Below are 20,630 nucleotides of genomic sequence, written 5' to 3' on the forward strand. Positions count from 1 at the left end.
CCACCAGGCGCGCCGCCTGCGCCACGTCGGGCATCGGCATGAACCTCGCGCGCACCGGCGGATCCGTCTTCAGCCGGGCCACCATGTGGCCACGGCCTGCGGCTCGGCGCGCCTGGACACAGCTGGAAGACGTCATCCACAGCCGGGAGGGACGACTCTCCGTGCAGCTCGTGTTCGCGCAACTGGCGTGCGACCTCCTCGACGGAACGGGGGCTCGGCGAAACGCGGCAGTTCAACCGAGGCACCGCACCCGGTTAGCACCAGCACGACGACGAGCAAGATCCTGGGTGAAGTCGGCGCCTGTGGTGCAGACCACGCCGGTGAAAGTCCAGGTCTGCGCCATGCCAGGGAGTCAGGCGTTGGCCGCCAGGTGAGAGGCAATGTCGTCGGCTGGGTCGGGCTCGGGTGTAGGGAGCATGCGCAGGTAGACGCGCGGCTTATCTCAGGTTCTTGGCCTTCTTCTCGCAGGTCAGATACAGATGATCTCTTCTGGCAGGTAAGGCGTGTTGAATGGAGCTCGTGTCCGGGCGTAGCGACCGAAACACCTTCCGATCCCGGCATGATCGGCACCAGATTCAATTGTGTGGAATGTGCTGCGCTGTCTTGCCACAATCGCCCGGTGCGATTGTGGACAGTGCAGCACCGGGCGATTCTCGACTCGCTGAAGACCGACGGCGAACTGGTCGGCGACTGGGCCCGCCTGCTGGTCTCGTCGTATCGGCCGGCGTACGAGGAGATGGTGGCGGAGATGGCCAGGCGCGGCCTCGACTGCCGGGGCCGTCCGCCGGTGTGGGCGTGGCTCGGGCGGGACACCCGCGACAACGCGGTCGCCGTGACGGCTGATCTCCTCCTCTGCCCGGAGACCGACGAGGAGTACGCCCGTTACGTCGTCCTGGACCTGGATGTGCCGGACGAGATGGTCTTGCTCAGCTCGTACGGACGCTGGAACGACTTCATGGACGCAACCCTCCTGGGCGGAGGGCCGGCGACCATGGACTGGTCGATTGATCGGGAGGAGCTCGCCGGTGTGCAGGCGTGCTTGCCACGCGTACTGGCTGGACATGTTCGCAGCGCCCGCCCTCTGGAATCGTTCGATCCAGCGAAGGAGGAGGACGACTCCTGACCTCGCGACCGCTGTCGCTCAGCATTGGCCGCGGCGGCGAACGAGACAGAAGACTGTGCCCGACCTGCCGACCCGCAGGGGGTTGGCCGAGGCCGTGGACGGCTGGGGCGATCGGCGCGGCAGGCCTCCTTCGTCGGTCCACGGCACCGGGCCGGCGGAGGGTTCCAGACGATGGAGCGCGGGAGCAGCGATCGGTAGGCACACCCGGGGACCCCGATTTTCCAGGCTTTAGTTTGGCGGGAATTCCCAGGTCTTCTTGACAGCTCCGTACATGATCTTGGGGAAGGTGAATTGGAGGCCTTGGAGACAGTCCTGGCAGACATGCCGGCCGAGGCAGTCGTTGACTACCGCCAGCACTACGACGAGTACAAGGCGGCGCTCTGTCGTTGGGACGTCTGGGCCGCCGCCTATCTGATCGGCGGTGGCTGCAGTGACGACTCGTTCATGGACTTCCGAGCAGGCATCATCGCCCAGGGGCGTGAGTGTTACCAGGTTGCCCTCGCCAACCCGGACGACCTCGCGGACCTCACACTCGTTCAGGCAACAGCCTTGGCTGGAGACGACGGCGAGAACATCTTCTACGAGGAGTTCACCTATGCCCCCTCTCATGCCTACGAGCGCATCACAGGCAACGACGGCCTCTTCGAGGCTCAAGAGCAGCGGTATCCACGGCAGCCTGGTGAGTTCGACATGGGTGAAGACTTCGACTTCGACGACTCCGCCGAGATGCACCGCCGGCTACCTCGGTTGGCGGCGCTGTTCCTGAACTCCTCCTCCGACTAGAGCCTGGCTTCAGGACGAAAGGCGGCTCGGCGACTTGTCACACACAGAGGGAGCCGCCAACAAGACCTGGGAACCGCAGGGGTTTGCAACAAGATCAGCGCCAGAGCCCCCTCGCCTGTCGCTCAACATCCCCGGCGGCGGACTCGTTGAGCGCGGTATTGACTCCGTACAGCAGTCCCTGGAGGTAGTCCTCATCGCCGAGGCGCTCGGCCTTGCTGGGGGCGCCCTTGTCGTGGATGAGCCCGCACAGGCGTAGCTCGTTCGAGCTCGAGGTGCTGGATGCGGAAGACGGAGTATTGCGGGAGCGTCCGCACCAGATGACCGACAGCAGCAGGCTGGCCTCGGCTTCGGTGAGGGGAGCTGTAGGTGCCTGGCACACGTCTTGCAGGAGCGTAGGACAGCGTTCACCTGCCTGGACGAACCACTCTGATCGAGAAGGAGTGGTGGTTGTGAGCCGAGCCGCGATGTCTGGCTGGTGGTCAGGGGATGAGGGCGGCGAGAAGTTGGTCGCGGCCGGTGGCTCCGGTCTTGCGGTGAATCGCTTTGAGGAAGTCGCTCACGGTGTGCATCGACAACTCCAGACGGCGGGCGATCTGCTTGCGCGACAGCCCGTCGCGCAGATGCGCGAGCACCTGGCGTTCCCGCCGGGTGAGTTCGTACCAGTCGCTGAAGCACGTGAGCAGGTGCTCGCCCGCAGCCGCCTGAATGATGATCGCCACGTCCTGGCTGCCGTCGTCCAACGGTTCGGCCTGGCACACCATCCAATGGCCGTACCCGGCCGAAGGGCCGACACAGAGCGGGCGGGGGTTGTGAGGGTCGCGGGCGTATTCGCGCGCTTTGATCGCCATCCCGGCCATGAACGGCTCGCTGGTCCAGCTCGGATTGGGCTGACGTTCACGGATCATGTCCAGCCAGGCGCGTGCCGGGGGTGTGGCCGTACGGATCGTGTGGTCGGCGCCGACGATGAAGACACCGGGTGCCGGCGCTGCGGACTGCGGGGCCAATGGCCCTGCCTTTACATAGCTGCGGATAGTTGCCAGCAGGGCTGGGGTCAGGCTTGCGGCCCGCCGTACGTCCTGATCGTCGAAGGGTGGACGATCCTGGCCGCGCAGGAGGTCCAGCGTGCCCCAGATGCCGCGCGCGTCTCGCAGCAGCAACCGCAGCTGGCCGCCCACGCCGTGGGCGGCCAGCAGCTGCCGGGCCGGGTCGACGTGCCGATCGCCGCCGCTCATCGTCCCTGCCGGGATCGGCAATCGGGCCAGGTCCTCGATCGGGTACGGCTCCGCGCCGGCGAAATAGTTGAGCAGCCACGGGCGGCCGAGGCCGGGCTCGACGCCGTGCCAGAAGCTGAACGAACCCACGTCGGAGGTCGGGCTGGTGCCCACCAGCCGGAGCGCGTCATGGGCTACGACGGGCGCCACCACCTGTGAGACCGCCTCGCCCAGCTCGCCGGCGGTGGCGTGGTGGCGTGCGTGCGCGTGCAAGTCCCGTACCAGAAAACGGCTCTTGGTCATCGCCAACCCCCGAGGACGCCACTGCCTCCAGCATGAGCCTTCACGCTCTGCCCGGCCATGCGTTTTCCGCGCTATCCCCAGATCCGGGGATGGCCGGCTCCCGGCGCATGGGTGATGGTCAAAGCGCACAGCAAACAGGAACGTCCTGGACGCCCTCGTATCAAGCACCGACAAGCGGAGGAATTCCATGAGCAGAGCACGAAGCATCACCATTTTGGCCGCAGCCATTACCGCTGCCGGCGCGCTGGCCGCCTCGGGGGCGGCGGCCGACTCACGACACCAGCAGACCAACCGGGCGGTGGGCTTTGTACTCACGACGGAAAACGTCAACAACTACTGCCTGGAAATCCGTGCCGCCAATACCGGTGACGGCGCCGCCGTACACATGTCCGACTGCATTGGCACCAACAACCAACGCTGGCGTTTCGTCGGCCAAGCCCTCGTGAGCGACCTCAACGGTAAATGCCTGGACGTCCAGGACGGCAATATCTACAACGGCGCCGGCATCAACATGTGGACCTGTCACGGCGGAGCCCCACAGCAGTGGTCATGGAACGGAAAGCAACTGCGCAACCCCAGGTCCAACAGATGCCTGACCATCGTCGAGTCCAATCCCCACAAGGGAGCCGCACTCATCATCCGTGACTGCGACAACACTCTCCCGCCCCACCAGCAATGGCGCACCGCGTGAGCACGAGGGTGTGACGGGTCGTTCGCGACTATCAGCCGCCATCCCAGGCGGACGTCGCCGGCGCCCATGGAACCGAGCTTCCTACGGGCGGCCTGCTGGTCCTTCTTAATCGGGGATGCCCGCCTTGATGCAATATGCACACCAAGGCGGTGCACGGTGAACTACCCGGACTCGTGTGCTCATCAGCAGGATGACAGGCATGAGCGTGCTCATCCTTGGCTCTTCTCTTGTGCCGCCGAATATTGAGCTACGAGGTCAGGTGGCGTTCGTTGAGGATCAGCATCCGGTCCAGGAGTTTCACGGCGCAGGGTGCCGATGACCCGCTCGCAGATGGCGGTCATCCTCGGGCATCCGCGGCGAGGGCCCTTCAGCGGTGAAGACTTCCCTGAACCCGTGGCGGGGGGGCGGGGCGGGGGAGGGGGTCCAAAGCCCGCCCGCCCCCGCCCCCCCCGGGGGGCGGGGAGGGCGGGGGGTGTGGGGGTCCCCCCCCCGGCCCCGCCCCCCGCCTCAGAGGTCGGCTGAGCGCCGAATCTCGGGAGAGCGTGGGTCAGACTCCGAACGCCGCCGGGTAGCGGATGGTGCCGGTGGGCACAGGCCGGGAGGGGTCGAAGGCGAGCGCCATCATGTATTTGTCCTCGACGTCGAAGGGCGGCCGGATGGAGTGACCGGAGGCCGGGACGAAGCCGAAGCGGGGGTAGTACTCGGCGTGGCCGAGCACGAGCACGAGGTTCTCGCCTTGCTCACGGGCGGCGTCGAGGGCGGCGTGGATGGCGGCCGAACCGGCGCCGCGCCGCTGGTGCTCGGGCGACACGGCGCACGGGCCCAGAGTGAGGGCCGGAGAGCCGTCGACGTGGCAGCGGGTGAGCAGCGCGAAGCCGGCGATGGAGCCGTCGTGCGCCTCGGTGACCCAGGAAAGGCCGGGGATCCACGCCTGCGGGTCGGCGCGCAACGCCTCGACCAGGTCGGCCTCGTGAGAGGTGGGGAAGGCGGCGAGGTTGACCTCGCGGATCTGGGCGAGGTCGGCGGTGGTCTCGGGGCGGGTGATCCACGTGGTCATGGGGGTGTTCGTGTCCGTTTCTGTGTCTGTCTGGGGGCGCAGGACGTAGCCGGTGTACTGGTAGTCAGTTCCGTGCTCGTGGCGCATGGTGATCTCTTGCAGGGTGGCCGCGACCGCTTCGCGCATCCCGGCCTCGGTCGGGTCGGCCGCGCGGGTTCGTTCCGACAGCGGCGTGTAGTACTCCTCGAACCAGTCGCTGTCGGGGAGCGGGTGCAGCGCGGCGACGGCGTATCCGGCAGCGCGCGCCGCGGCGGCGTTCTGGTCTTGGGTACGCAGCCGGTAGTGCCGGTCCCAGAACGCCCGTGCCTCGGCGGACGGGGAATGGGTGGTCCATTCGCATTCGGTGACGACCAGCGTGCCGCCGGGGGCGAGCAGCCGCCGCCAGGAGCGCAGGGCGGTGTCGAAGCCGATGTTGTAGACGGATCCTTCAGCCCAGATCAGGTCGAAGCTCTCACTGGGGAAGGGAAGATCCGCCATCGACGCCCGGACGGTCCTGATGGCGTGGCCGACGCCGCGGGCGGCGGCGGCCCGCGTCAGTTCGTCGAGGAACGGCTGGTGCAGGTCGATCGCGGTGACCTCGGCGGCGGCCTCCTCGGCCAGCACCAAGCTGGATCGGCCCGGCCCGCAGCCGATGTCCAGCACGCGCGGGTGCGGGGGAAGCGGTCCGGCCATGGCGAGCAGGCGGCGGGTGGTCGCGTCGGAGCCGGGCCCCTGGCGGGGCAGGCCGTGGTGCAGGGCGAAGAACGCCGTCACGACGGGGTTGGTGATCGGGTCGTGCGGGGAATGGTCCGGCCCGGGAGTGCGGTCGGTCATGACTGCTGGTCCCTGAACTTGTAGGTGGCGCGCAGATGGCTGGTGATGGCCTTCTGCCGGTTGGTACGTTCGCCGCGTAGCCGGGCATCGGTGCGCGAGGCCGCCCACGCGTTCTCGCGTTGTAGCTTGCGGTAGCTGGCCAGACGGCGCTCGGTCAGCTCGCCCCCCTGGATGGCGGCCTGAACCGCGCAACCCGGTTCGGTGTTGTGGGAGCAGTCGCCGAAGCGGCAGTCCCGGGCGAGGTGTTCGATCTCGGCGAAGACCTGTTCCAGGCCGTCGGTGGCGTCATAGAGACTGATCCCGCGCAGGCCGGGAGTGTCGATGAGGACACCGCCGCCGGGAAGGGGAACCAGCTCGCGCCGGACGGTGGTGTGGCGGCCCTTGCCGTCCTGCGCCCGTACCTCGCCGATGGCCAGGAGCTCGTCGCCGAGCAGCGCGTTGCCGAGCCTGGACTTGCCCGCGCCGGAGGATCCGAGCAGGACCGTCGTGCCGCTCAGCAGCGCGGTCAGCACATCGATGTTCTGCCCGGTGGCCGCGCTGGTGATCAGGATGTCCACGCCCGGTGCCAGCGTGCTCGTTTCGGCGTGTACGGCGGCGGCGTCGGCGGCCAGGTCCGCCTTGGTCAAGACGATCAGCGGCGTGGCGCCGCTGTCCCATGCCAGGGCCAGGAGCCGCTCCAGCCGGGCCGCGTCCAGCGGAACGGTCAGTGAGACGACGACGACAACGGTGTCGACGTTGGCGGCCAGCACCTGTGCGTGGGAGTTGCGCGACGCCGACGAGCGGACGATCGCGCTGTGCCGCGGTAGCAGGGCCACCAGTCCGGGTTCGCGACCGGGGCGCAGGGCGGCCCAGTCGCCGGTGCAGGGCGCGAGGAGCGGGTCGGGAGAGTACAGCGCCGAGAGCGTGGCCCGCACCGGGCCGGACTCGGTGACCGCGTCACACAGGCCACGATCCACCCGTGCGATCCGGGCCGGCACCAGGCCGGCCTCGCGGTGTTCTGCGAAGGCGTTGTCGAGTGTTTCCGTCCATCCGTAGCGGGTCAGGCCGGCGTCGGATGGATCCGTGAAGAGATTTGGCAACGTGAGACACCTTGGTGAAGGGGCCCCGACGAGACGCAGACGCTACCCTGCCTCGTAAGCCGGACGGCTCACGGCAAAGGGTGAGAAGTGGGTCAGACCGGGGCCCGGGACGTGAGGAATGTCCGGGCGCTGCACACGGCAGCGGTCTTCACCGCGGTCATCAAACCTCACCTCCCTCTCAACCGGTCATCCAAAACAGCCAACGATCAGCACTGTAGCACTCCCAGCGACTTGCCAGTAGAAGCACCCGCCGAAACTAATCTACTATCGATCATCGTAGTTGAGGTAGTTTGTGGCCATGCCTCCACCCGTGCTGCGCGTTATGGAACTGCGTGACGTACCCGACGTCGTGCGCCTGCACCGAGCCGACCTGTCCCAGGCGTTACGCCCGCGGCATCCGTGCGGCAGGCACCACCGAGGGGACCTCCCGCCGCACGGGCGTGCTCAACCACATCGCCGTCCACCAGGAGCTGCGCCGCTGCCGCGTGGGCAGCGCGCTGGTGTCCGGTTTCGTGGACATCGCCAAGGTCCACGGCGTCGAGCGGCTCGTACTGCAGGCGGAGCAGGACAACGAGGCCGCTCATCGCCTCTATGCCGACCTCGGCTGGAAACGAGGAGCGCCGGTGCGGGACGCGGAAGGCAAGACGTGGACACCCTTCGTACTGGACCTGTGAGCAGGGCGCTGGTGAGCTCGCTCCTCACGCTGGCGCTGGCAGGCTGCGGACCGGCCAAATCACCGCAAAGGGCGCGCGCGACGCCGGCTCCCGCGACGGCGAAGCCGTACACCGTAAACGCGGACGAGCCCGCCCGGCCGGTCAAACGCGCCGCCGTCGCCTACCTTGAGGCGCTGTTCACCTTTGGCGCCGGTGAAGGGTCGCTCGCGGCCAGCCGCGCGCGCATGGCCGCGCTGAAGCTGCCCGTCGGTCCGGTCACCCGCGCCGCGGGCCTGCTCGACGGCGAAGCGGCAGGCGCGATCCAGGTGATCTATCCGCAGCTGGGCGGTCTCATGGCCGAGCGCGCCTCGATCATGGCCGTCGTACGGCTGTCGCGGCAACGCGGTACCGAACTGGTCACCAGGACGCGGACCGTCGACGTCCGGCTGGCGAAGCGAGTCAAGGGCTGGACCGTCACCGGCCTGGCATCTCTGGGCGGGACTGCGCCCGGAGACGCCGAGAGCGGCACGCCGGCCAGGAGGGTGCTGGCGAGCGGCAGGATCGTGCTGCCCGACAGCGCCCGCTGGGACGTTCAGGCCGGGCGCATCGACGATCGGGTCCTGCGGATGTTGCTGCGCCTGTCACGTGAGCATCGGATCTCCGTCGCGGTGCTGGCCAGCGGACATCCGGCGAAGGTGTTCGGCAGCATGTCGACGAGCAACCACACCCGCGGCCGGGCCGTGGACATCTGGGCGATCGACGGCCGGCGGGTGGCCGCCCACGCGCGCGACAAGGGCCCCAATCCCGCTCGTACGCTCATGGAGACGGCCATCAGATACGGCTCGGACGAAGTGGGTGGCCCCTGGGCGTTCCGCGGAGCCTTCACCGACACCGTGCACCAGGACCACCTGCACATCGGCTTCAAGCGTCCATGACCTGGCGCTTCACGGCGCGACGAGACGAGGCTGGGCGGGCGCGGCGATCACCGCTTCGACCCGCTCAAGGCCCAGCCCCCGACGCCACGCCGGCCTCCCGGCGCATGGGCAGACCCCGGCTCGCCGCCCGCTCCCCTCTTAACTACGACTATAGATAGTATGAAGGCTCGCAGGCAGGAAGGACGGTCGCATGGTGCGCTCTCTGGGAGACCTGGAGTCCACGATCATGGATCTCCTGTGGTCGTCTCGCAGGCCCACCTCGGTCCGGGACGTACTCGAGATCCTCCGCAAGGAGCGGGCGATCGCCTACACGACCGTGATGACGGTGATGGACAAGCTCCACACCAAGGGCCTGCTCAAACGCAAGCCGGCGGGCAAGGCCTACCTGTACGAGGTGGTGGCCACCAAGGAGGCGTACATCGCCGGGCTCATGCGGGAGACCCTGGCGGGCAGCGGCAACCACGCCGCCACTCTGGTGCACTTCCTGGAACAGCTGAGCCCGGAGGAGGCGACGGCGCTGGAGTCTGCGCTCCAGGTGTACCCCCCGAGGAGGCACCGCTCGTGATCGTCGTTGCCATTCTGGCGGTGTACGCCCTCGCCGCCGCCGTCCTGCTCCCCCGGCTGCTGACCCGGGCGCACTGGTCGGAACGCGCTCCCCGCCTGGCGATCGCCATGTGGCTGGCCGCGTGCAGTTCCGTCGTCGCCTCGGCTGTCATGGGCGGCCTGGCCGCGGCCATACCCCCCGACGCCATCGGCCATGGCCTGGCCGGTCTGTTCGAAGCGTGCGCCGCCCTCCTCGCGGCCGGTTTCGACACGGCCGCTTCGTCGTGGGGAGCTCGCGCGGCCCTTCTCCTCAGCGGACTGATCGTGGCCAGGACCACGTACTGCCTGTCCGCCGTACTCTTCACCGCTCGCCGCGAACGCGCGCGGCACGCCGAGATGCTGAGCCTCGTCGGCCGCCACGACGGAGACCTCGGCGCGATCGTCCTCGACCACGGCGAGCGTCTGGCCTACTGCCTGCCCGGCCGCCAGGGCAAGACCGTCATCACGACCGGCGCGCTACGATCGCTGGCCCCCGCGCACGTCGCCGCCGTCCTCGCCCACGAGCGGGCCCATCTGCGCGGGCGGCACCACCTGGTACTCGCCGTCGCGGAGGCCTTCGCCCGCGCGTGTCCCCGGGTGCCGCTGTTCTCCAGGGCCAGGAGCGAGGTCGTCCGGCTGATCGAGTTGCTCGCCGACGACGTGGCGGCACGCCACCACCCCCGTGCGCACATCGCCGCCGCCCTGGTCGGCCTGGCCACCGGCCGCGTTCCCGCGTTCGCGCTCGGCGCGGGAGGCGAGACCGCGCTGACCCGGGTACGCCGCATGCTCAGCCCGGCCGTCCCGCTGCACCGCCGGGAGAGGCTGGCGGGGATGGCCGCAGTCGGCGCTTTACTGGCGGGCCCCACCGCCCTGGCCGCCGTCCCCGGGCTGAGTTCCTTCGTGGCCCACCACTGCCACGCGCTCTCGCTCCTCTGATCGTGGCTTTTCGCGGCGTCGATCACTGGCCCACCACCCGGAGGACTATTTCTGAGCAGGCCAGAAACGGTAATCATGTCCGGACCCGACCCTTACTTACTATGATACATAGTTGTTCGTGTAGCCTGGCTTCATGAAGCGAGCTCGTCCGGTGATCCTGCGCCTGATGATGCTCGTCGTCCTGGCCCTCGGCATCCTGGCGATGCACTCGCTGGGTCACCCGCGGGGACATGACATGGCACCGGCCACGAGTCACGTCTCCGCGCAGACCGCACCCGCCGACCCGGACCCGGACGACGGCTGGGTCTGCCTGGCATTCCTCGGCACGGCCGCGAGCCTGATACTGACCCTGTTCGCCCTGGGGACCACCCCCGGCCCGCTCGTCCCGCGACGCACACGGACACCCATCCGGCAGAGCCGGCCTCGCGGGCCTCCCCTCGTCTCACCTCGGCGACCAGCCGTGCTCCTGATCTAGATCGTCCGGTCTTCCGGCGATCCCTTTCGAGCACGATCTCGCATGTGAGGCGACACCATGAACATCGATCGACGCACCCTGCTCAAAACCGGCATCGGACTGCTGGGCGGGGCCGCTCTCACGGCCTGCGCACCTCCCGCCCCGGCCTTTGTCGGACCGGCGGACGCGCGGGTGCGCGCCGCGGAGCTGGCCCGCCGTCCCGGCAGGATCCGTGACTTCCGGCTGACCGCCGCCGAAAGCCAGGTGGACCTCGGCGGGCCGGTCGTCCGTACCTGGGCCTACGACGGACGCGTACCCGGCCGCCCGATGCACGTCACGGCGGGCGAGGTGGTCCGCGCCCGCCTGGCCAACCAGCTCGCGGCCGACACGACCATCCACTGGCACGGCCTCGCCCTGCGCAACGACGCGGACGGCGTGCCAGGGGTGACCCAGGCTCCCATCAAGGCCGACACCGAGTACACCTACGAATTCACCGCCGCCCACCCCGGCACGTACTGGTTCCACCCCCATTCCGGCACCCAGCTGGACCGCGGCCTGTACGCGCCGCTCATCGTCGAGGATCCGGACGAGCCCCTCGGCTACGACGACGAATGGGTGGTCATCCTGGATGACTGGCTGGACGGCGTCACCGGCTCACCGGAAGACGTCCTCGCCGAACTGTCGCGCGGGATGAGCATGCCGGGCATGGACCATGGGGACATGACGCCAGGTCCCTCGTCCACCGGAATGGGCAAGCACATGCTGATGGGCGCGATGAGCCCGTTGCTCGGCGGCGACGCGGGGGACGTCCGATACCCGCATTTCCTGGTCAACGGCCGCGTACCGGCCGAGCCGACGACCTTCCGCGCCAAGCCGGGCACCCGCCTGCGCATCCGGCTGATCAACGCCGGCGGTGACACCGCGTTCCGTGTGGCTCTGACCGATCACCGGCTGACCGTCACCCACACCGACGGCTTCGCCGTACAGCCGAAGGACGCCGACGCGCTCCTCATCGGCATGGGCGAACGCTACGACGTGCTGGTCACCCTCAAAGACGGCGTCTTCCCGCTGGTCGCGCTCGCCGAAGGCAAGGCCGCCGCAGCTCGCGCGCTGGTCCGCACCAGCCCTCAGGCCGCGACACCCAAGCTCGGCCATCGTCCGCGCGAGCTCGAAGGGGAGGTCGTCCACTACGCGAAGCTCCAACCTCATGAGCGGGTACGGCTGCCGCAAAAGCGGCCCGACCGCACCGTCAGGCTGGAACTCACCGGCACCATGGCGGCCTACGACTGGGCGATCAACGGCAAGAAGTACGCCCCTGAGATCGTCGAGCCGGTGCGCTCGGGAGAGAGGGTGCGTCTTTCCTTCGTCAACCGGACGACGATGTGGCACCCGATGCATCTCCACGGCCACACCTTCGCCCTGCCGTCCGGAATCCGCAAGGACACCGTCATCGTGCTGCCCGGCAGCACACTCGACGTGGACTTCGACGCGGACAACCCGGGGCTGTGGATGATCCACTGTCACAACATCTACCACGCGGAATCGGGGATGATGACCCTCCTGGGCTATGCGGCGGGGTAGCCCGTAGCCGCAGGCCCCATGGGATCAAGCGCGATCCGAGCAGTGCGTTCCTCCAGCTCTTCGCCCTGAGGCATGCCTTTTGGCGGGACACGCCCGAGCCGCGGAGACGCACGTAGGCCGCGTCGATGACGTCTTCCGAAACTCCATCTACTATTATTCATAGTAGATGGAGGTGGGATGGATGCGCACACGAACGCAGCGGGACACGAATCTGGCCCAGACGCTCAAGGAACAACTGGCCGGCTGGTCCCATCGCTCCGGCATCCAGGTGGAGACCTGGGCACTGCCGGCCGAGGAGGTACCCGATCGGGTGGCCGAAGCGGTGCTCGCCTGCGTCGCCGAGGCTTTGGCCGGCATCGAGGAGCGGGCCAGTGCCGCGATGGTGTCCGTCGCCGTCACCACCGGCACGAACGGCCTGCTCTTCACGGTGAGCGATGACGGCATGGGCAGCGACGCGAAGAAGGCCGGCATGCGTGCCGCCCTTGCCGTCATGTCGGGGACCGTCTCGATCAATGGCACCCCGGACGGCTGCACCGTCAGAGGGGCCATCCCGCGTGAGCGCTGGCAGTGAAATCCTTTTAGGGGGCGCGTGTGCCCAGGATCGCTCCTGGGCACACGCGTTCGGTCAGAGCCGGTCGAGGATCTTCCGCATCTGTGCGATCTCCGACTGCTGCGCGCTCTCGATCGCCTTCGCCAGAGCCTTGGCTTCCGCGTTGGCTCCCTGCGACTGTTCCGTTCGCGCCATCTCGATCGCGCCGTTGTGATGAGCGATCATCAGCTCAGCGAATTTCTTGTCGAAGGCCGCCCCCTTCGCGCCCTCGAGTTGCTTCATGTCCGCCTCGGACATGATGCCGGGCATGTCATGTCCCATTCCGCCGGAGGGCATGGGCTTGCCCCAAGCGGTGAGCCAGCCCCTCATGGTCTGGATCTCGGGGTCCTGGGCGGCCTTGATCTCGCTCGCGAGTTCCTTGATCTCCGGGTCCGCCGCGCGGGTGGTCGCGAGCTCAGCCATCTCCACGGCCTGCTCGTGATGCGGAATCATCATCTGCGCGAACATCACGTCCGCGTCGTTGAAGGACGCGGACGGTGACGCGCTGGCGGTGGCGGTGGCGGCCGGAGCCGAACTGGACATACCTTCATGCCCGGCCATCGCGTCACCGCTGCCGCCGCAAGCAGTGAGGAGGATGAGTGCGCCCGCTCCGGCCACGGCTCCGAGCGAGAACCTGCGCATGGTCGATCGATTCCTGTGCATAACTGTGACTCTCTGGGTTGGGTTGATGTGCCGACCGGTGACGCGGGAGGGCCTCTGGCCCGATCCCGCAGGCATGACCGGCCTATATGCGCATCACCGAGAGACGCACCAAGCACAGGGCCACCGGACCGGGAGGTGACCGGGCGACTCCGCGCACGCGTGTGCGGACCGGAGAGGAGGCGCGCGGTGACCCGTTGCCACGGCTTCGTCGTCCGATCAGCGCCAGAAGCATCCACGACGTGAGCACTGCGAGGCAGATGGACGTTGGGTCAAGATCAGGCATACCCCGTCCGGGATCGACCGGGCTACCCGACGCGTGCCCACCCACGGCCGACGCCTTCGACGCGGCGTGGTCGGTGCCCATGTGACCGAGGGTGTGCATGCCGCAGACGCCGAGGGTGAGCAGGATGAGCAGACACCAGCGCGACACACGCACAGCGCGGTACGAACGCGGTCCCTTCATCACTCCCCCGTAGCTCGATCGCCTCACTATGCACTCTAGTAGGCCAAGCGTTTTGCATCCGCCTTCAAGCCGCCAACCCATGCCCACTCCCTGGGCCCTTCACCCACATGATGAGCTACGAATAGTAATAGTAGAGCCGTGGAGCCGCTGTCCGCGTGGTCGAGAAGTGGGCGGCTATGGATCGCATACGCGCCGGTACCGCGGGGCTGATGCCGGCTCTCACGTTGCCCGGCCGGGCGACGGCCTTCAGCACTCTCGACTAACGGCGAGCGCTCACCGCTATCCGGCGGGCGTGTCGCATCCCGGGGCAAGGCACCGCGGGAGCCCCGCCCCTGTCAGATCAGCACGGCGAGCATCCCCGCCGACGCCAACGTCTCAACCCGGAGGGCCGGCATCCGGCGTGGCGACGGTGGCGATCTTCTTCTGTGGGACGCTCGCCTGTGCCACATCCGGTCGGCCCAATGCACCCGGTTCGGGCTCGTCCGGGGGTTCGCGCGCGCTGCGGGGCCACGGCCTCTTGTACCTTGCGCGGCAGGCCGTACCCAACGACAGCCATGGCCATGAGGACACGTGGGCCAGGCAGGAGGTTGCCGCTCTGATCACACACGCCACGCGGCGGCTTCACTTCGCAGCGCACCTGTGGGATCTGACGGCGCGGGACCGCGTTCCGCAGTTCCGCCTTCGCGGAGAATTCACTCCGCAACAGCAGCGCGGGCAGGGACAGCAGACGTCGGGCCCAGGACTGGCGATGGTTCGTGTTCCCGAGCCCCACACGATGCCTCCTCACCAGATAGCCGTGGTTGAGGGTGACCGAAAAGAACCACGAACGCTTCTGGGAACCGTTAGGGTGCCCGGCAGTCCTTACATACCTTTGGAGCAGAAGCATGGCGAAGCAAATCGTTGAGACCTTCGTTGACGACATCGACGGCACCACCGACGCCGCGGGAACCGTCACGTTCTCCTACAAGGGGAAGTCATACGAGATCGATCTCTCGGCAGCGCACGATAAGGCTTTCGATGAGTCCATGGCGGAGTGGATTGAGTTCGCTCGCGAGGTCAAGGGCGAGTCCAGCGCTCGTAGAGGCCGGCGTGTAGCGGCCAGTGGCAGCAGTCCCGCCCTGAGCCGTGAGAAGTCCGCCGAGATCCGCCAGTGGGCCAAGAGCCACGGCCTGCCTGTCAGCGAGCGCGGTCGTATCGCTTCAGCTGTCGTGGAGAAGTACGAAGCTGCTCACTAGGTCAGACGGCAAGTAACTCCCTCGTTCTCCTGGACGAGGGAACCTGTCGCGATATCCCTAATTCTATGCTTTCAGTGCATCTATTAGCAGCCATCTCCGTTCAGGGCGCCTCTCCGTTTAGAGCGCGATACACGTACGAGGTTAAGGCAGTACTCGCTGCCTGAAGTACAGCGACGCCGAACTGGCGTAGAGGACGGCCCTTCGAGGAGGGCACCAGGCCACGGGTTCGGGGCGGAGAGCGTTCTCGTCGGTGAAGATCTTGCGGCAGCCGGACGCGGTGAGGTCGGCGAGTTGGCGGTTGAAGCTTGGGCCACGGGTGGACACGCGGGCGTAGCCGATGCGGATCGCGGAGGGGTGTCAGCGAAGGCCGCAAGGTTGCCAGAACCTTTTCCGGTACTTCGCCGTCAAAGCAGAGCATGATGAAGACGATGATCGGAGCCTCGCTCCTCGCCGGTTCGTTGCTGGTCTCCGGTGTCACCGCGGCGGCCGCCCAGACGAAGCCGACGCTGGGTCCCCACGGCTACGGCGCTGTCAAGCTCGGCCTGACCGTCAAGCAGGCCAGGGCTACGGGGGCCGTGGTCAAGAAGATGCCGGGCGGCGGCGGCTGCTCCGGCTGGGACCTGAAGAGTTTCCCGACCCCCAAGGACTCGGTCGGCATCTATATCTCGCCGAAGGTGGGGCTGGCGGCCATCTTCGCCGCCAAGGGCATGAGAACCCCTGAAGGCATCATGATCGGCTCTACTGCGAAGCAGGTGAAGGCGGCCTACCCGCGTATCAAGAAGGACGCCCACGGCTTTTACGTGATTACGGTCCCCGGCAACAAGAAGGCCTACTACTCCTTCAGCGTCAAGCGCGGCAAGGTCACCGAGTACGGCATCGCGCTCAACAAACAGGATTGTTTCAACTAGCGGCGTAGGTCCGTCGCCGGGCTGGCGCGATGAGGCTCAAGGAAAACCTGACCGCGGTGCCATTTCGGCTGCTCCCTCACAGGGAGGAGCTGGCGCCGGCGCCGGGCACGAGAGACCGCCACATTGCGGCCTCCCGCACTTACGGAGAAGTACGGCCTGCGCCCTCGACGGCGTATTCCTAGCTGCCAATGAGATCAGCCCCGGGAGACGAATGCGGCTTCCGGGGCTGTCTTGGCCTTGACCCTACGAGGGAATGTCCGTCTCTTTGACATACGGTGAGCTCGTCGGGTCGTAATTCGAGGTGCCCGTCTCACGTGAGTGCGCGGCCTGGGCGAGCGCGCCAGGCCCGACGGCGTCCGGGGCACCTTCGCCGTACCGGAGGTTCTCCTGCTGTACTGGCTGGTCTCGGCCTCCTTCAAGGGCGTGCCGACGCAGACCGTGATCATCCCCCCCAACAGTCTGTTCGGCCTCTACCTGCTGTACGTGGCGTTGTCGGTGCCCTTCACGGTCTTCCTGCTGACCGGCTTCTTCAGGAACCTGCCCGAGGAGACCGAGGAGGCGGCGGCGCGACGCCTCTGCGCACGTTCGTGTCGATCACGCTCCCGATGGCGCGCGGCGGCCTGATCACCGCGCTGATCCTCAACGCCATCGTGGTGCCGTACCTGCTGCTGGCCCGCCGGATCATCGCCGGCCTGACGCTGGAGGCGGGCACATAGCAACCGATTGAACTTTCAGAATGTATTGAAAGTTCAGTCCGAGAAGGTCTAGTCTCGCCTCATGGAGCGAACGCCACTGCACGACTTCGCCGATGAGATCGGCTCGTGGATGGAGGATCTCGGCCTGCCGCGCATGCCGGGGCGGATCCTGGGCTGGCTGATGGTGTGCGAGCCGCCTCATCAGTCAGCCGACGAACTGGCCGAGGCGCTGCAGGCCAGCCGCGGCGCGATCAGCATGTCGGTGCGGATGCTGATCGGCGGCGGCTCGGTGGAGCGTTACCCGGTGCCCGGAACGCGGCGTACCTACTACCGGTTGCGACCGGGGTTCTGGCTGCGGGAGGCCGAGGACAAGGCCCGCATGGCGCGTGAGTGGCGCAAGGTCACCGAGCGGGGACTGGAATTGCTGAACGACCGCACCGAGGAGAGCCGGCGGCGGATGCAGGAGGCGCACGACATGTACGCCTTCCTGGAGTTGGAGTACGGCCGCATCAAAGAGCGGTGGCTGGAACATCAAGCGAAGCAGGAGACATGACCGTTGTCGAGGTCAACGAACTGACGTTCACCTATCCGAAGGCGGCCGAGCCCGCGGTGAAGGGCATGAGTTTCACCGTACGGCGGGGCGAGGTCTTCGGTTTCCTCGGGCCCAGCGGCGCCGGGAAGTCCACCACCCAGAAGATCCTCACCGGGTTGCTGGCCGGCCACGCCGGTCAGGCCACGGTGTGGGGCAAGGAGCCCACCGCCTGGGGCAGTGACTACTACCAGCGGATCGGCGTCTCCTTCGAGTTGCCCAACCTGTACCACAAGCTCACCGCGCTGGAGAACCTGCGCTTTTTCGCCTCCCTGTACCGCGGGCCGGTCGAGGACCCCATGGCGCTGCTGGAACGCGTCGGCCTGGCCGAGCACGCCCACGTCCGGGCCGGGGCGTACTCCAAGGGCATGCAGATGCGGCTCGTCTTCGTCCGGGCGCTGCTGCACCGCCCGGAACTGCTCTTCCTCGACGAGCCCACCTCGGGCATGGACCCGGTCAACGCCCGGCTGGTCAAGGACATGATCCGCGAGATGAGCGCCGAGGGCCGCACCGTGTTCCTCACCACGCACGACATGGCCACCGCCGACCAGTTGTGCGACCGGGTGGCGTTCGTCAACGAGGGCGGGATCGCCGCGCTCGACACCCCGGCCGAGCACAAGGTGAGCCGGAGTCAGCGGGTGGTGCGCGTCACCTACCGCGACGGCGACCTGCTGGCGGGCAAGGACTTCCCGCTGGACGGGTTCGCCGACGATCCGGCCTTCCGCGCGCTCGCGGCCGAGCATGCCATCGAAGCGCTGCACAGCCAGGAGGCCAGCCTGGAGGACGTCTTCATCGACGTCACCGGAAGGTCGCTGACATGAGGGCGCTGAGGCCGGCATTGCTGCTCGACCTGCGGCTGCAACGCCGGTACGGGTTCTGGCACGCCACCTGCGTGGTGGTGATCATCTGGATCGGCGTGCTGTGGATCGTGCCCGACAACCTGCTCGGGGCGGCCATGCCGTACCTGCTGATCGCAGACCTGCAGTTCTTCATGTTCTTCACGGCCGGAGCGCTGTTCTTCGAAAGGGGCGAACGGACGCTGTTCGCACTGTTGATCACACCGCTGCGGTTCGGCGAGTACCTGGCGGCCAAGCTGCTGTCCATGTCCGTGCTCGCCTTCCTCACCTGCGCCGTCGTGGTGCTGGCCGACTACGGCCCGGGCTTCGACCTACTGGCGCTGCTGGCCGGGGTGACCGCGATGACCCTGCTGATGGTGCTGGCGGGATTCGTCACCGCGCCGCTGTTCCCCTCGGTCAGCGAGTGGCTGATGCCCTCGACCCTGGTACTCGCGCTGGCCAACCTGCCGCTGCTCGACTACTCCGGGCTGGTCCCGCACTGGGCGTTCTACCTGGTGCCCACCGAGGGTGTGGCGCTGCTGCTCGGATCGGCGTTCCACCAGGTCTCGCTGACCGGGTGGCAGGCGGCCTACGCCGTGCTGTATCCGGCCGCGTGGATCGTGCTGCTGTGCCGTACCGCCCGAGGGGTCTTCTACAAGTACGTCGTGACCAGGCAGGGCGGAGCATGAGGCGCGCCATGGCGGCCTTCGGCCGCAACGACCTTATGACCATCCGGCGCGACTCCCTGCTGACCGCGGTGCTGCTGGGGCCGTTCCTGTACGCGGCGTTCCTGTGGTTCCTGCCCGCGGCGACGGCCTTCGCCGACCGGCAGTGGGGGTTCGACCTGGGCCCCTACGAGTCGCTGATCATCAGCGCGTTCTGCGTGCTGGGGCCGCCGCTCCTGCTCGGCGCGGTCATGGGCCTGCAACTGCTGGACGAACGCGACCAGCGCACCCTGACCGCCCTGCGCGTGACCCCTGTTCCGCCGGGGATCTATCCGGCCTACCGGGCGGTCGTCACCGGCCTGGTGGCAGCGCTGATGATCGTCGCCTCGCTGGCCGTGTCGATGATGCTGACCGCCGGGCAACTGGTGCTCAGCGTTCCGGTGGCCGTGGTCGCCGGAATGTTCGCCCCCGTCGTCGGCATCACCATGGCCTCCCTCGGCCGCAACAAGATCGAAGGACTGGCGGTGATGCGGGTGATCGGGCTGGCGCTGTTCAGCGTCACGCTCATCCCCTTCTTCTTCCTCGACGCGTCGTGGCAGCTCGTCTTCGGGATAGTGCCGCCGTACTGGCCGCTGCGCGCGTTCTGGGCGGCCATGGACGGCGGAACGTACTGGCCGTACGTGGTGGCCGGACTGGCGTACAACACCCTGTTCTGCCTGACGCTGCTCAAGGTACTGAGCCGGCGGCTGGCCAGATGACCAGTGACTCCGCGAAGGCCGGACGGCCCGTGTGGGTGCGGATGTCCACGGACGAGGTCGTGCCGAAGGACAGGGCCGACTGGTACCAGGACCTGGTGTCCATGACCGTGGCACCCCACACGCTGGCCATCGATGACCCCATCGGGTTCCTGGCACGGGCCCACGTCCTGAGCCTGGGCCAGGTCGAGGTCTCGCGGCACAACCATGCCGCCCACCGGGCATGGCGTACGCCCGCGCTGATCCGCCGCAGCGATCCGGAGCACTACCTGTTCGGGGTGATCACGTACGGCCGCAAAGGGATCTCCCAGCGGCGAACCGGGAGCGACCTGGTGGCCGGGGACGCCGTCTTGTTCGACACCTCCCATCCCTACTCCGCCGGAACCCCTGGTCAGGGAGAGACCGGGTTGATCATCGTGCACATTCCCCGCACGATGATCAACCTTCCCGCGGACCGGCTCGACGCGGCGCTGGGTCGCCGGTTCACCCTGCGCCACGGCATCGGTCCCATCGTCCGCCGGTTCCTGACCTCCCTGGACGCCCGCGCCGCCGGCTGCGCGCCACCCCAGCTGCGGGCGTTGGAACGGGCGGTGCTCGAACTCGTCTCCGGCCTGCTGGCCCAGCAGATCGACGCCTGGGATCATCTCCCGGCCGAAACCCGGAAACAGGTGCTGCTGCGGCGCATCGACGCCTTCATCGACCACAACCTCGCCGATCTCCATCTGACACCACAAACCATCGCGGCCTCCCACAACGTCTCCCTCCGTAGTCTGTACGCTCTTTTCGAGAGCCGTGGAGAGAGCGTGGCCGCGCACATCCGGCGACGCCGCCTGGAACAGTGCAAGACCGATCTGGCCGACCCCGCCTGGCTCGCACAGCCTGTTCAGGTGATCGGCGCCCGCTGGGGGTTCACCCGTCCGTCGTCCTTCTCCCGGGCCTTCCGCCAAGCCTTCGGCACCAGCCCCAGCACGTACCGCCGCTCCCTGCCGCCGCCGTGATTGCCGCGGTGTGCGGAAAACCTGCGCCGTTCT

Annotated in this window: 23 protein-coding genes and 1 pseudogene; 18 read left to right on the top strand and 6 right to left on the bottom strand. The window is 67.7% G+C overall.

The features are described 5' to 3' along the window. Positions 1-619: 619 nt before the first annotated feature. Positions 620-1,123 carry a DUF3841 domain-containing protein gene (locus tag ACFWYW_RS41855; RefSeq protein ID WP_379623304.1) on the top strand — a complete coding sequence of 168 codons (504 nt, stop codon included), beginning with the start codon at positions 620-622 and terminating at the stop codon, positions 1,121-1,123. Between the two features lie 291 nt (positions 1,124-1,414). After that, the gene (locus ACFWYW_RS41860; protein WP_379623302.1) at positions 1,415-1,906 is read left to right on the top strand and encodes a DUF4240 domain-containing protein; all 492 of its coding nucleotides are present in this window, start codon (positions 1,415-1,417) and stop codon (positions 1,904-1,906) included. A gap of 94 nt (positions 1,907-2,000) precedes the next feature. On the opposite strand, the gene ACFWYW_RS41865 is transcribed toward ACFWYW_RS41860, so the two are convergent. Both ACFWYW_RS41865 and ACFWYW_RS41870 read right to left on the bottom strand, forming a co-directional pair. Continuing rightward, the gene (locus ACFWYW_RS41865; protein WP_379623300.1) at positions 2,001-2,285 is read right to left on the bottom strand and encodes a hypothetical protein; all 285 of its coding nucleotides are present in this window, start codon (positions 2,283-2,285) and stop codon (positions 2,001-2,003) included. Positions 2,286-2,385: 100 nt separating this feature from the next. Further along, a complete protein-coding gene (locus tag ACFWYW_RS41870; RefSeq protein ID WP_379641253.1) occupies positions 2,386-3,420 on the bottom strand; it encodes a response regulator transcription factor in 1,035 nt (344 codons plus the stop codon). A gap of 187 nt (positions 3,421-3,607) precedes the next feature. Between ACFWYW_RS41870 and ACFWYW_RS41875 the strand changes: the two genes are divergently transcribed. Beyond that, the gene (locus ACFWYW_RS41875) at positions 3,608-4,111 is read left to right on the top strand and encodes an RICIN domain-containing protein (RefSeq protein WP_379610123.1); all 504 of its coding nucleotides are present in this window, start codon (positions 3,608-3,610) and stop codon (positions 4,109-4,111) included. Positions 4,112-4,658: 547 nt separating this feature from the next. Here the strand turns inward: ACFWYW_RS41875 and ACFWYW_RS41880 are convergent. The 3 genes and pseudogenes from ACFWYW_RS41880 to rsgA form a co-directional block, all read right to left on the bottom strand. Then, positions 4,659-5,168, bottom strand: coding sequence for a GNAT family N-acetyltransferase (locus ACFWYW_RS41880; RefSeq protein WP_379610455.1), 510 nt, complete (start codon positions 5,166-5,168; stop codon positions 4,659-4,661). Positions 5,169-5,399: 231 nt separating this feature from the next. Beyond that, positions 5,400-5,981, bottom strand: a pseudogene (locus ACFWYW_RS41885) (class I SAM-dependent methyltransferase); the annotation flags it as partial. Further along, positions 5,978-7,060, bottom strand: a complete 1,083-nt coding sequence (gene rsgA / locus ACFWYW_RS41890; RefSeq protein WP_379610124.1) for a ribosome small subunit-dependent GTPase A — start codon at positions 7,058-7,060, stop codon at positions 5,978-5,980. The pseudogene ACFWYW_RS41885 and the gene rsgA, both read right to left, overlap by 4 nt. Before the next feature lie 332 nt (positions 7,061-7,392). Here rsgA and ACFWYW_RS41895 point away from each other — a divergent pair, with 332 nt between their 5' ends. The 7 genes from ACFWYW_RS41895 to ACFWYW_RS41925 all read left to right on the top strand — a co-directional run bounded on the left by ACFWYW_RS41895 (position 7,393) and on the right by ACFWYW_RS41925 (position 12,772). Further along, positions 7,393-7,734 carry a GNAT family N-acetyltransferase gene (locus ACFWYW_RS41895; RefSeq protein WP_379610125.1) on the top strand — a complete coding sequence of 114 codons (342 nt, stop codon included), beginning with the start codon at positions 7,393-7,395 and terminating at the stop codon, positions 7,732-7,734. A gap of 11 nt (positions 7,735-7,745) precedes the next feature. Further along, positions 7,746-8,648, top strand: a complete 903-nt coding sequence (locus tag ACFWYW_RS41900; RefSeq protein WP_379610126.1) for a hypothetical protein — start codon at positions 7,746-7,748, stop codon at positions 8,646-8,648. A gap of 190 nt (positions 8,649-8,838) precedes the next feature. Continuing rightward, the gene (locus ACFWYW_RS41905; protein WP_379610127.1) at positions 8,839-9,213 is read left to right on the top strand and encodes a BlaI/MecI/CopY family transcriptional regulator; all 375 of its coding nucleotides are present in this window, start codon (positions 8,839-8,841) and stop codon (positions 9,211-9,213) included. Next, a complete protein-coding gene (locus ACFWYW_RS41910; RefSeq protein ID WP_379610128.1) occupies positions 9,210-10,166 on the top strand; it encodes a M56 family metallopeptidase in 957 nt (318 codons plus the stop codon). Before ACFWYW_RS41905 ends, ACFWYW_RS41910 begins: the two co-directional genes overlap by 4 nt. A 133-nt stretch (positions 10,167-10,299) precedes the next feature. Further along, positions 10,300-10,641, top strand: coding sequence for a hypothetical protein (locus tag ACFWYW_RS41915; protein ID WP_379610129.1), 342 nt, complete (start codon positions 10,300-10,302; stop codon positions 10,639-10,641). A gap of 57 nt (positions 10,642-10,698) precedes the next feature. Continuing rightward, positions 10,699-12,201 (top strand): multicopper oxidase family protein, encoded by a 1,503-nt coding sequence (locus ACFWYW_RS41920; RefSeq protein WP_379610131.1) that lies wholly within the window; start codon positions 10,699-10,701, stop codon positions 12,199-12,201. A gap of 181 nt (positions 12,202-12,382) precedes the next feature. Then, complete coding sequence (locus ACFWYW_RS41925) at positions 12,383-12,772, top strand: hypothetical protein (protein WP_379610132.1); 390 nt, start codon at positions 12,383-12,385, stop codon at positions 12,770-12,772. Positions 12,773-12,826: 54 nt separating this feature from the next. On the opposite strand, the gene ACFWYW_RS41930 is transcribed toward ACFWYW_RS41925, so the two are convergent. Continuing rightward, the gene (locus ACFWYW_RS41930) at positions 12,827-13,432 is read right to left on the bottom strand and encodes a DUF305 domain-containing protein (protein ID WP_379610133.1); all 606 of its coding nucleotides are present in this window, start codon (positions 13,430-13,432) and stop codon (positions 12,827-12,829) included. 1,368 nt (positions 13,433-14,800) lie between these two features. Between ACFWYW_RS41930 and ACFWYW_RS41935 the strand changes: the two genes are divergently transcribed. From ACFWYW_RS41935 to ACFWYW_RS41970, 8 genes are all read left to right on the top strand, one after another. Continuing rightward, positions 14,801-15,151 (top strand): Lsr2 family protein, encoded by a 351-nt coding sequence (locus ACFWYW_RS41935; protein WP_379610135.1) that lies wholly within the window; start codon positions 14,801-14,803, stop codon positions 15,149-15,151. Between the two features lie 428 nt (positions 15,152-15,579). Beyond that, entirely contained in the window at positions 15,580-16,059 is a 480-nt protein-coding gene (locus ACFWYW_RS41940; protein WP_379610136.1) for a hypothetical protein, read from the top strand. Between the two features lie 318 nt (positions 16,060-16,377). After that, positions 16,378-16,683: a hypothetical protein gene (locus ACFWYW_RS41945; RefSeq protein ID WP_379610137.1), complete on the top strand. Its 306-nt coding sequence runs from the start codon at positions 16,378-16,380 to the stop codon at positions 16,681-16,683. A 153-nt stretch (positions 16,684-16,836) separates the two neighbouring features. Next, complete coding sequence (locus tag ACFWYW_RS41950) at positions 16,837-17,307, top strand: GbsR/MarR family transcriptional regulator (protein WP_379610138.1); 471 nt, start codon at positions 16,837-16,839, stop codon at positions 17,305-17,307. Then, positions 17,304-18,164 (top strand): ATP-binding cassette domain-containing protein, encoded by an 861-nt coding sequence (locus tag ACFWYW_RS41955; protein WP_379610139.1) that lies wholly within the window; start codon positions 17,304-17,306, stop codon positions 18,162-18,164. Before ACFWYW_RS41950 ends, ACFWYW_RS41955 begins: the two co-directional genes overlap by 4 nt. Beyond that, positions 18,161-18,868, top strand: a complete 708-nt coding sequence (locus ACFWYW_RS41960; RefSeq protein WP_379610140.1) for a fluoroquinolone transporter permease — start codon at positions 18,161-18,163, stop codon at positions 18,866-18,868. Before ACFWYW_RS41955 ends, ACFWYW_RS41960 begins: the two co-directional genes overlap by 4 nt. After that, positions 18,865-19,602, top strand: coding sequence for a hypothetical protein (locus tag ACFWYW_RS41965; RefSeq protein ID WP_379610141.1), 738 nt, complete (start codon positions 18,865-18,867; stop codon positions 19,600-19,602). The genes ACFWYW_RS41960 and ACFWYW_RS41965 overlap by 4 nt, the downstream gene beginning before the upstream one ends. Next, the gene (locus ACFWYW_RS41970; RefSeq protein WP_379610142.1) at positions 19,599-20,597 is read left to right on the top strand and encodes a helix-turn-helix domain-containing protein; all 999 of its coding nucleotides are present in this window, start codon (positions 19,599-19,601) and stop codon (positions 20,595-20,597) included. Before ACFWYW_RS41965 ends, ACFWYW_RS41970 begins: the two co-directional genes overlap by 4 nt. Positions 20,598-20,630 lie beyond the last annotated feature (33 nt).

It is taken from the genome of Nonomuraea sp. NPDC059023, from assembly GCF_042740095.1.
GTDB lineage: Bacteria > Actinomycetota > Actinomycetes > Streptosporangiales > Streptosporangiaceae > Nonomuraea.

What these genes read in the sequence shown, in the direction of transcription:
- ACFWYW_RS41955 (WP_379610139.1), top strand. Translation starts at nt 17,304, where the DNA reads ATGACCGTTGTCGAGGTCAACGAACTGACGTTCACCTATCCGAAGGCG.
- ACFWYW_RS41925 (WP_379610132.1), top strand. Translation starts at nt 12,383, where the DNA reads ATGCGCACACGAACGCAGCGGGACACGAATCTGGCCCAGACGCTCAAG.
- ACFWYW_RS41875 (WP_379610123.1), top strand. Translation starts at nt 3,608, where the DNA reads ATGAGCAGAGCACGAAGCATCACCATTTTGGCCGCAGCCATTACCGCT.
- ACFWYW_RS41960 (WP_379610140.1), top strand. Translation starts at nt 18,161, where the DNA reads ATGAGGGCGCTGAGGCCGGCATTGCTGCTCGACCTGCGGCTGCAACGC.
- ACFWYW_RS41940 (WP_379610136.1), top strand. Translation starts at nt 15,580, where the DNA reads ATGATCGGAGCCTCGCTCCTCGCCGGTTCGTTGCTGGTCTCCGGTGTC.
- ACFWYW_RS41930 (WP_379610133.1), bottom strand. Translation starts at nt 13,432, where the DNA reads ATGCGCAGGTTCTCGCTCGGAGCCGTGGCCGGAGCGGGCGCACTCATC.
- ACFWYW_RS41870 (WP_379641253.1), bottom strand. Translation starts at nt 3,420, where the DNA reads ATGACCAAGAGCCGTTTTCTGGTACGGGACTTGCACGCGCACGCACGC.
- ACFWYW_RS41935 (WP_379610135.1), top strand. Translation starts at nt 14,801, where the DNA reads ATGGCGAAGCAAATCGTTGAGACCTTCGTTGACGACATCGACGGCACC.
- ACFWYW_RS41880 (WP_379610455.1), bottom strand. Translation starts at nt 5,168, where the DNA reads ATGACCACGTGGATCACCCGCCCCGAGACCACCGCCGACCTCGCCCAG.
- ACFWYW_RS41970 (WP_379610142.1), top strand. Translation starts at nt 19,599, where the DNA reads ATGACCAGTGACTCCGCGAAGGCCGGACGGCCCGTGTGGGTGCGGATG.
- ACFWYW_RS41905 (WP_379610127.1), top strand. Translation starts at nt 8,839, where the DNA reads ATGGTGCGCTCTCTGGGAGACCTGGAGTCCACGATCATGGATCTCCTG.
- ACFWYW_RS41920 (WP_379610131.1), top strand. Translation starts at nt 10,699, where the DNA reads ATGAACATCGATCGACGCACCCTGCTCAAAACCGGCATCGGACTGCTG.
- ACFWYW_RS41965 (WP_379610141.1), top strand. Translation starts at nt 18,865, where the DNA reads ATGAGGCGCGCCATGGCGGCCTTCGGCCGCAACGACCTTATGACCATC.
- ACFWYW_RS41950 (WP_379610138.1), top strand. Translation starts at nt 16,837, where the DNA reads ATGGAGCGAACGCCACTGCACGACTTCGCCGATGAGATCGGCTCGTGG.
- ACFWYW_RS41915 (WP_379610129.1), top strand. Translation starts at nt 10,300, where the DNA reads ATGAAGCGAGCTCGTCCGGTGATCCTGCGCCTGATGATGCTCGTCGTC.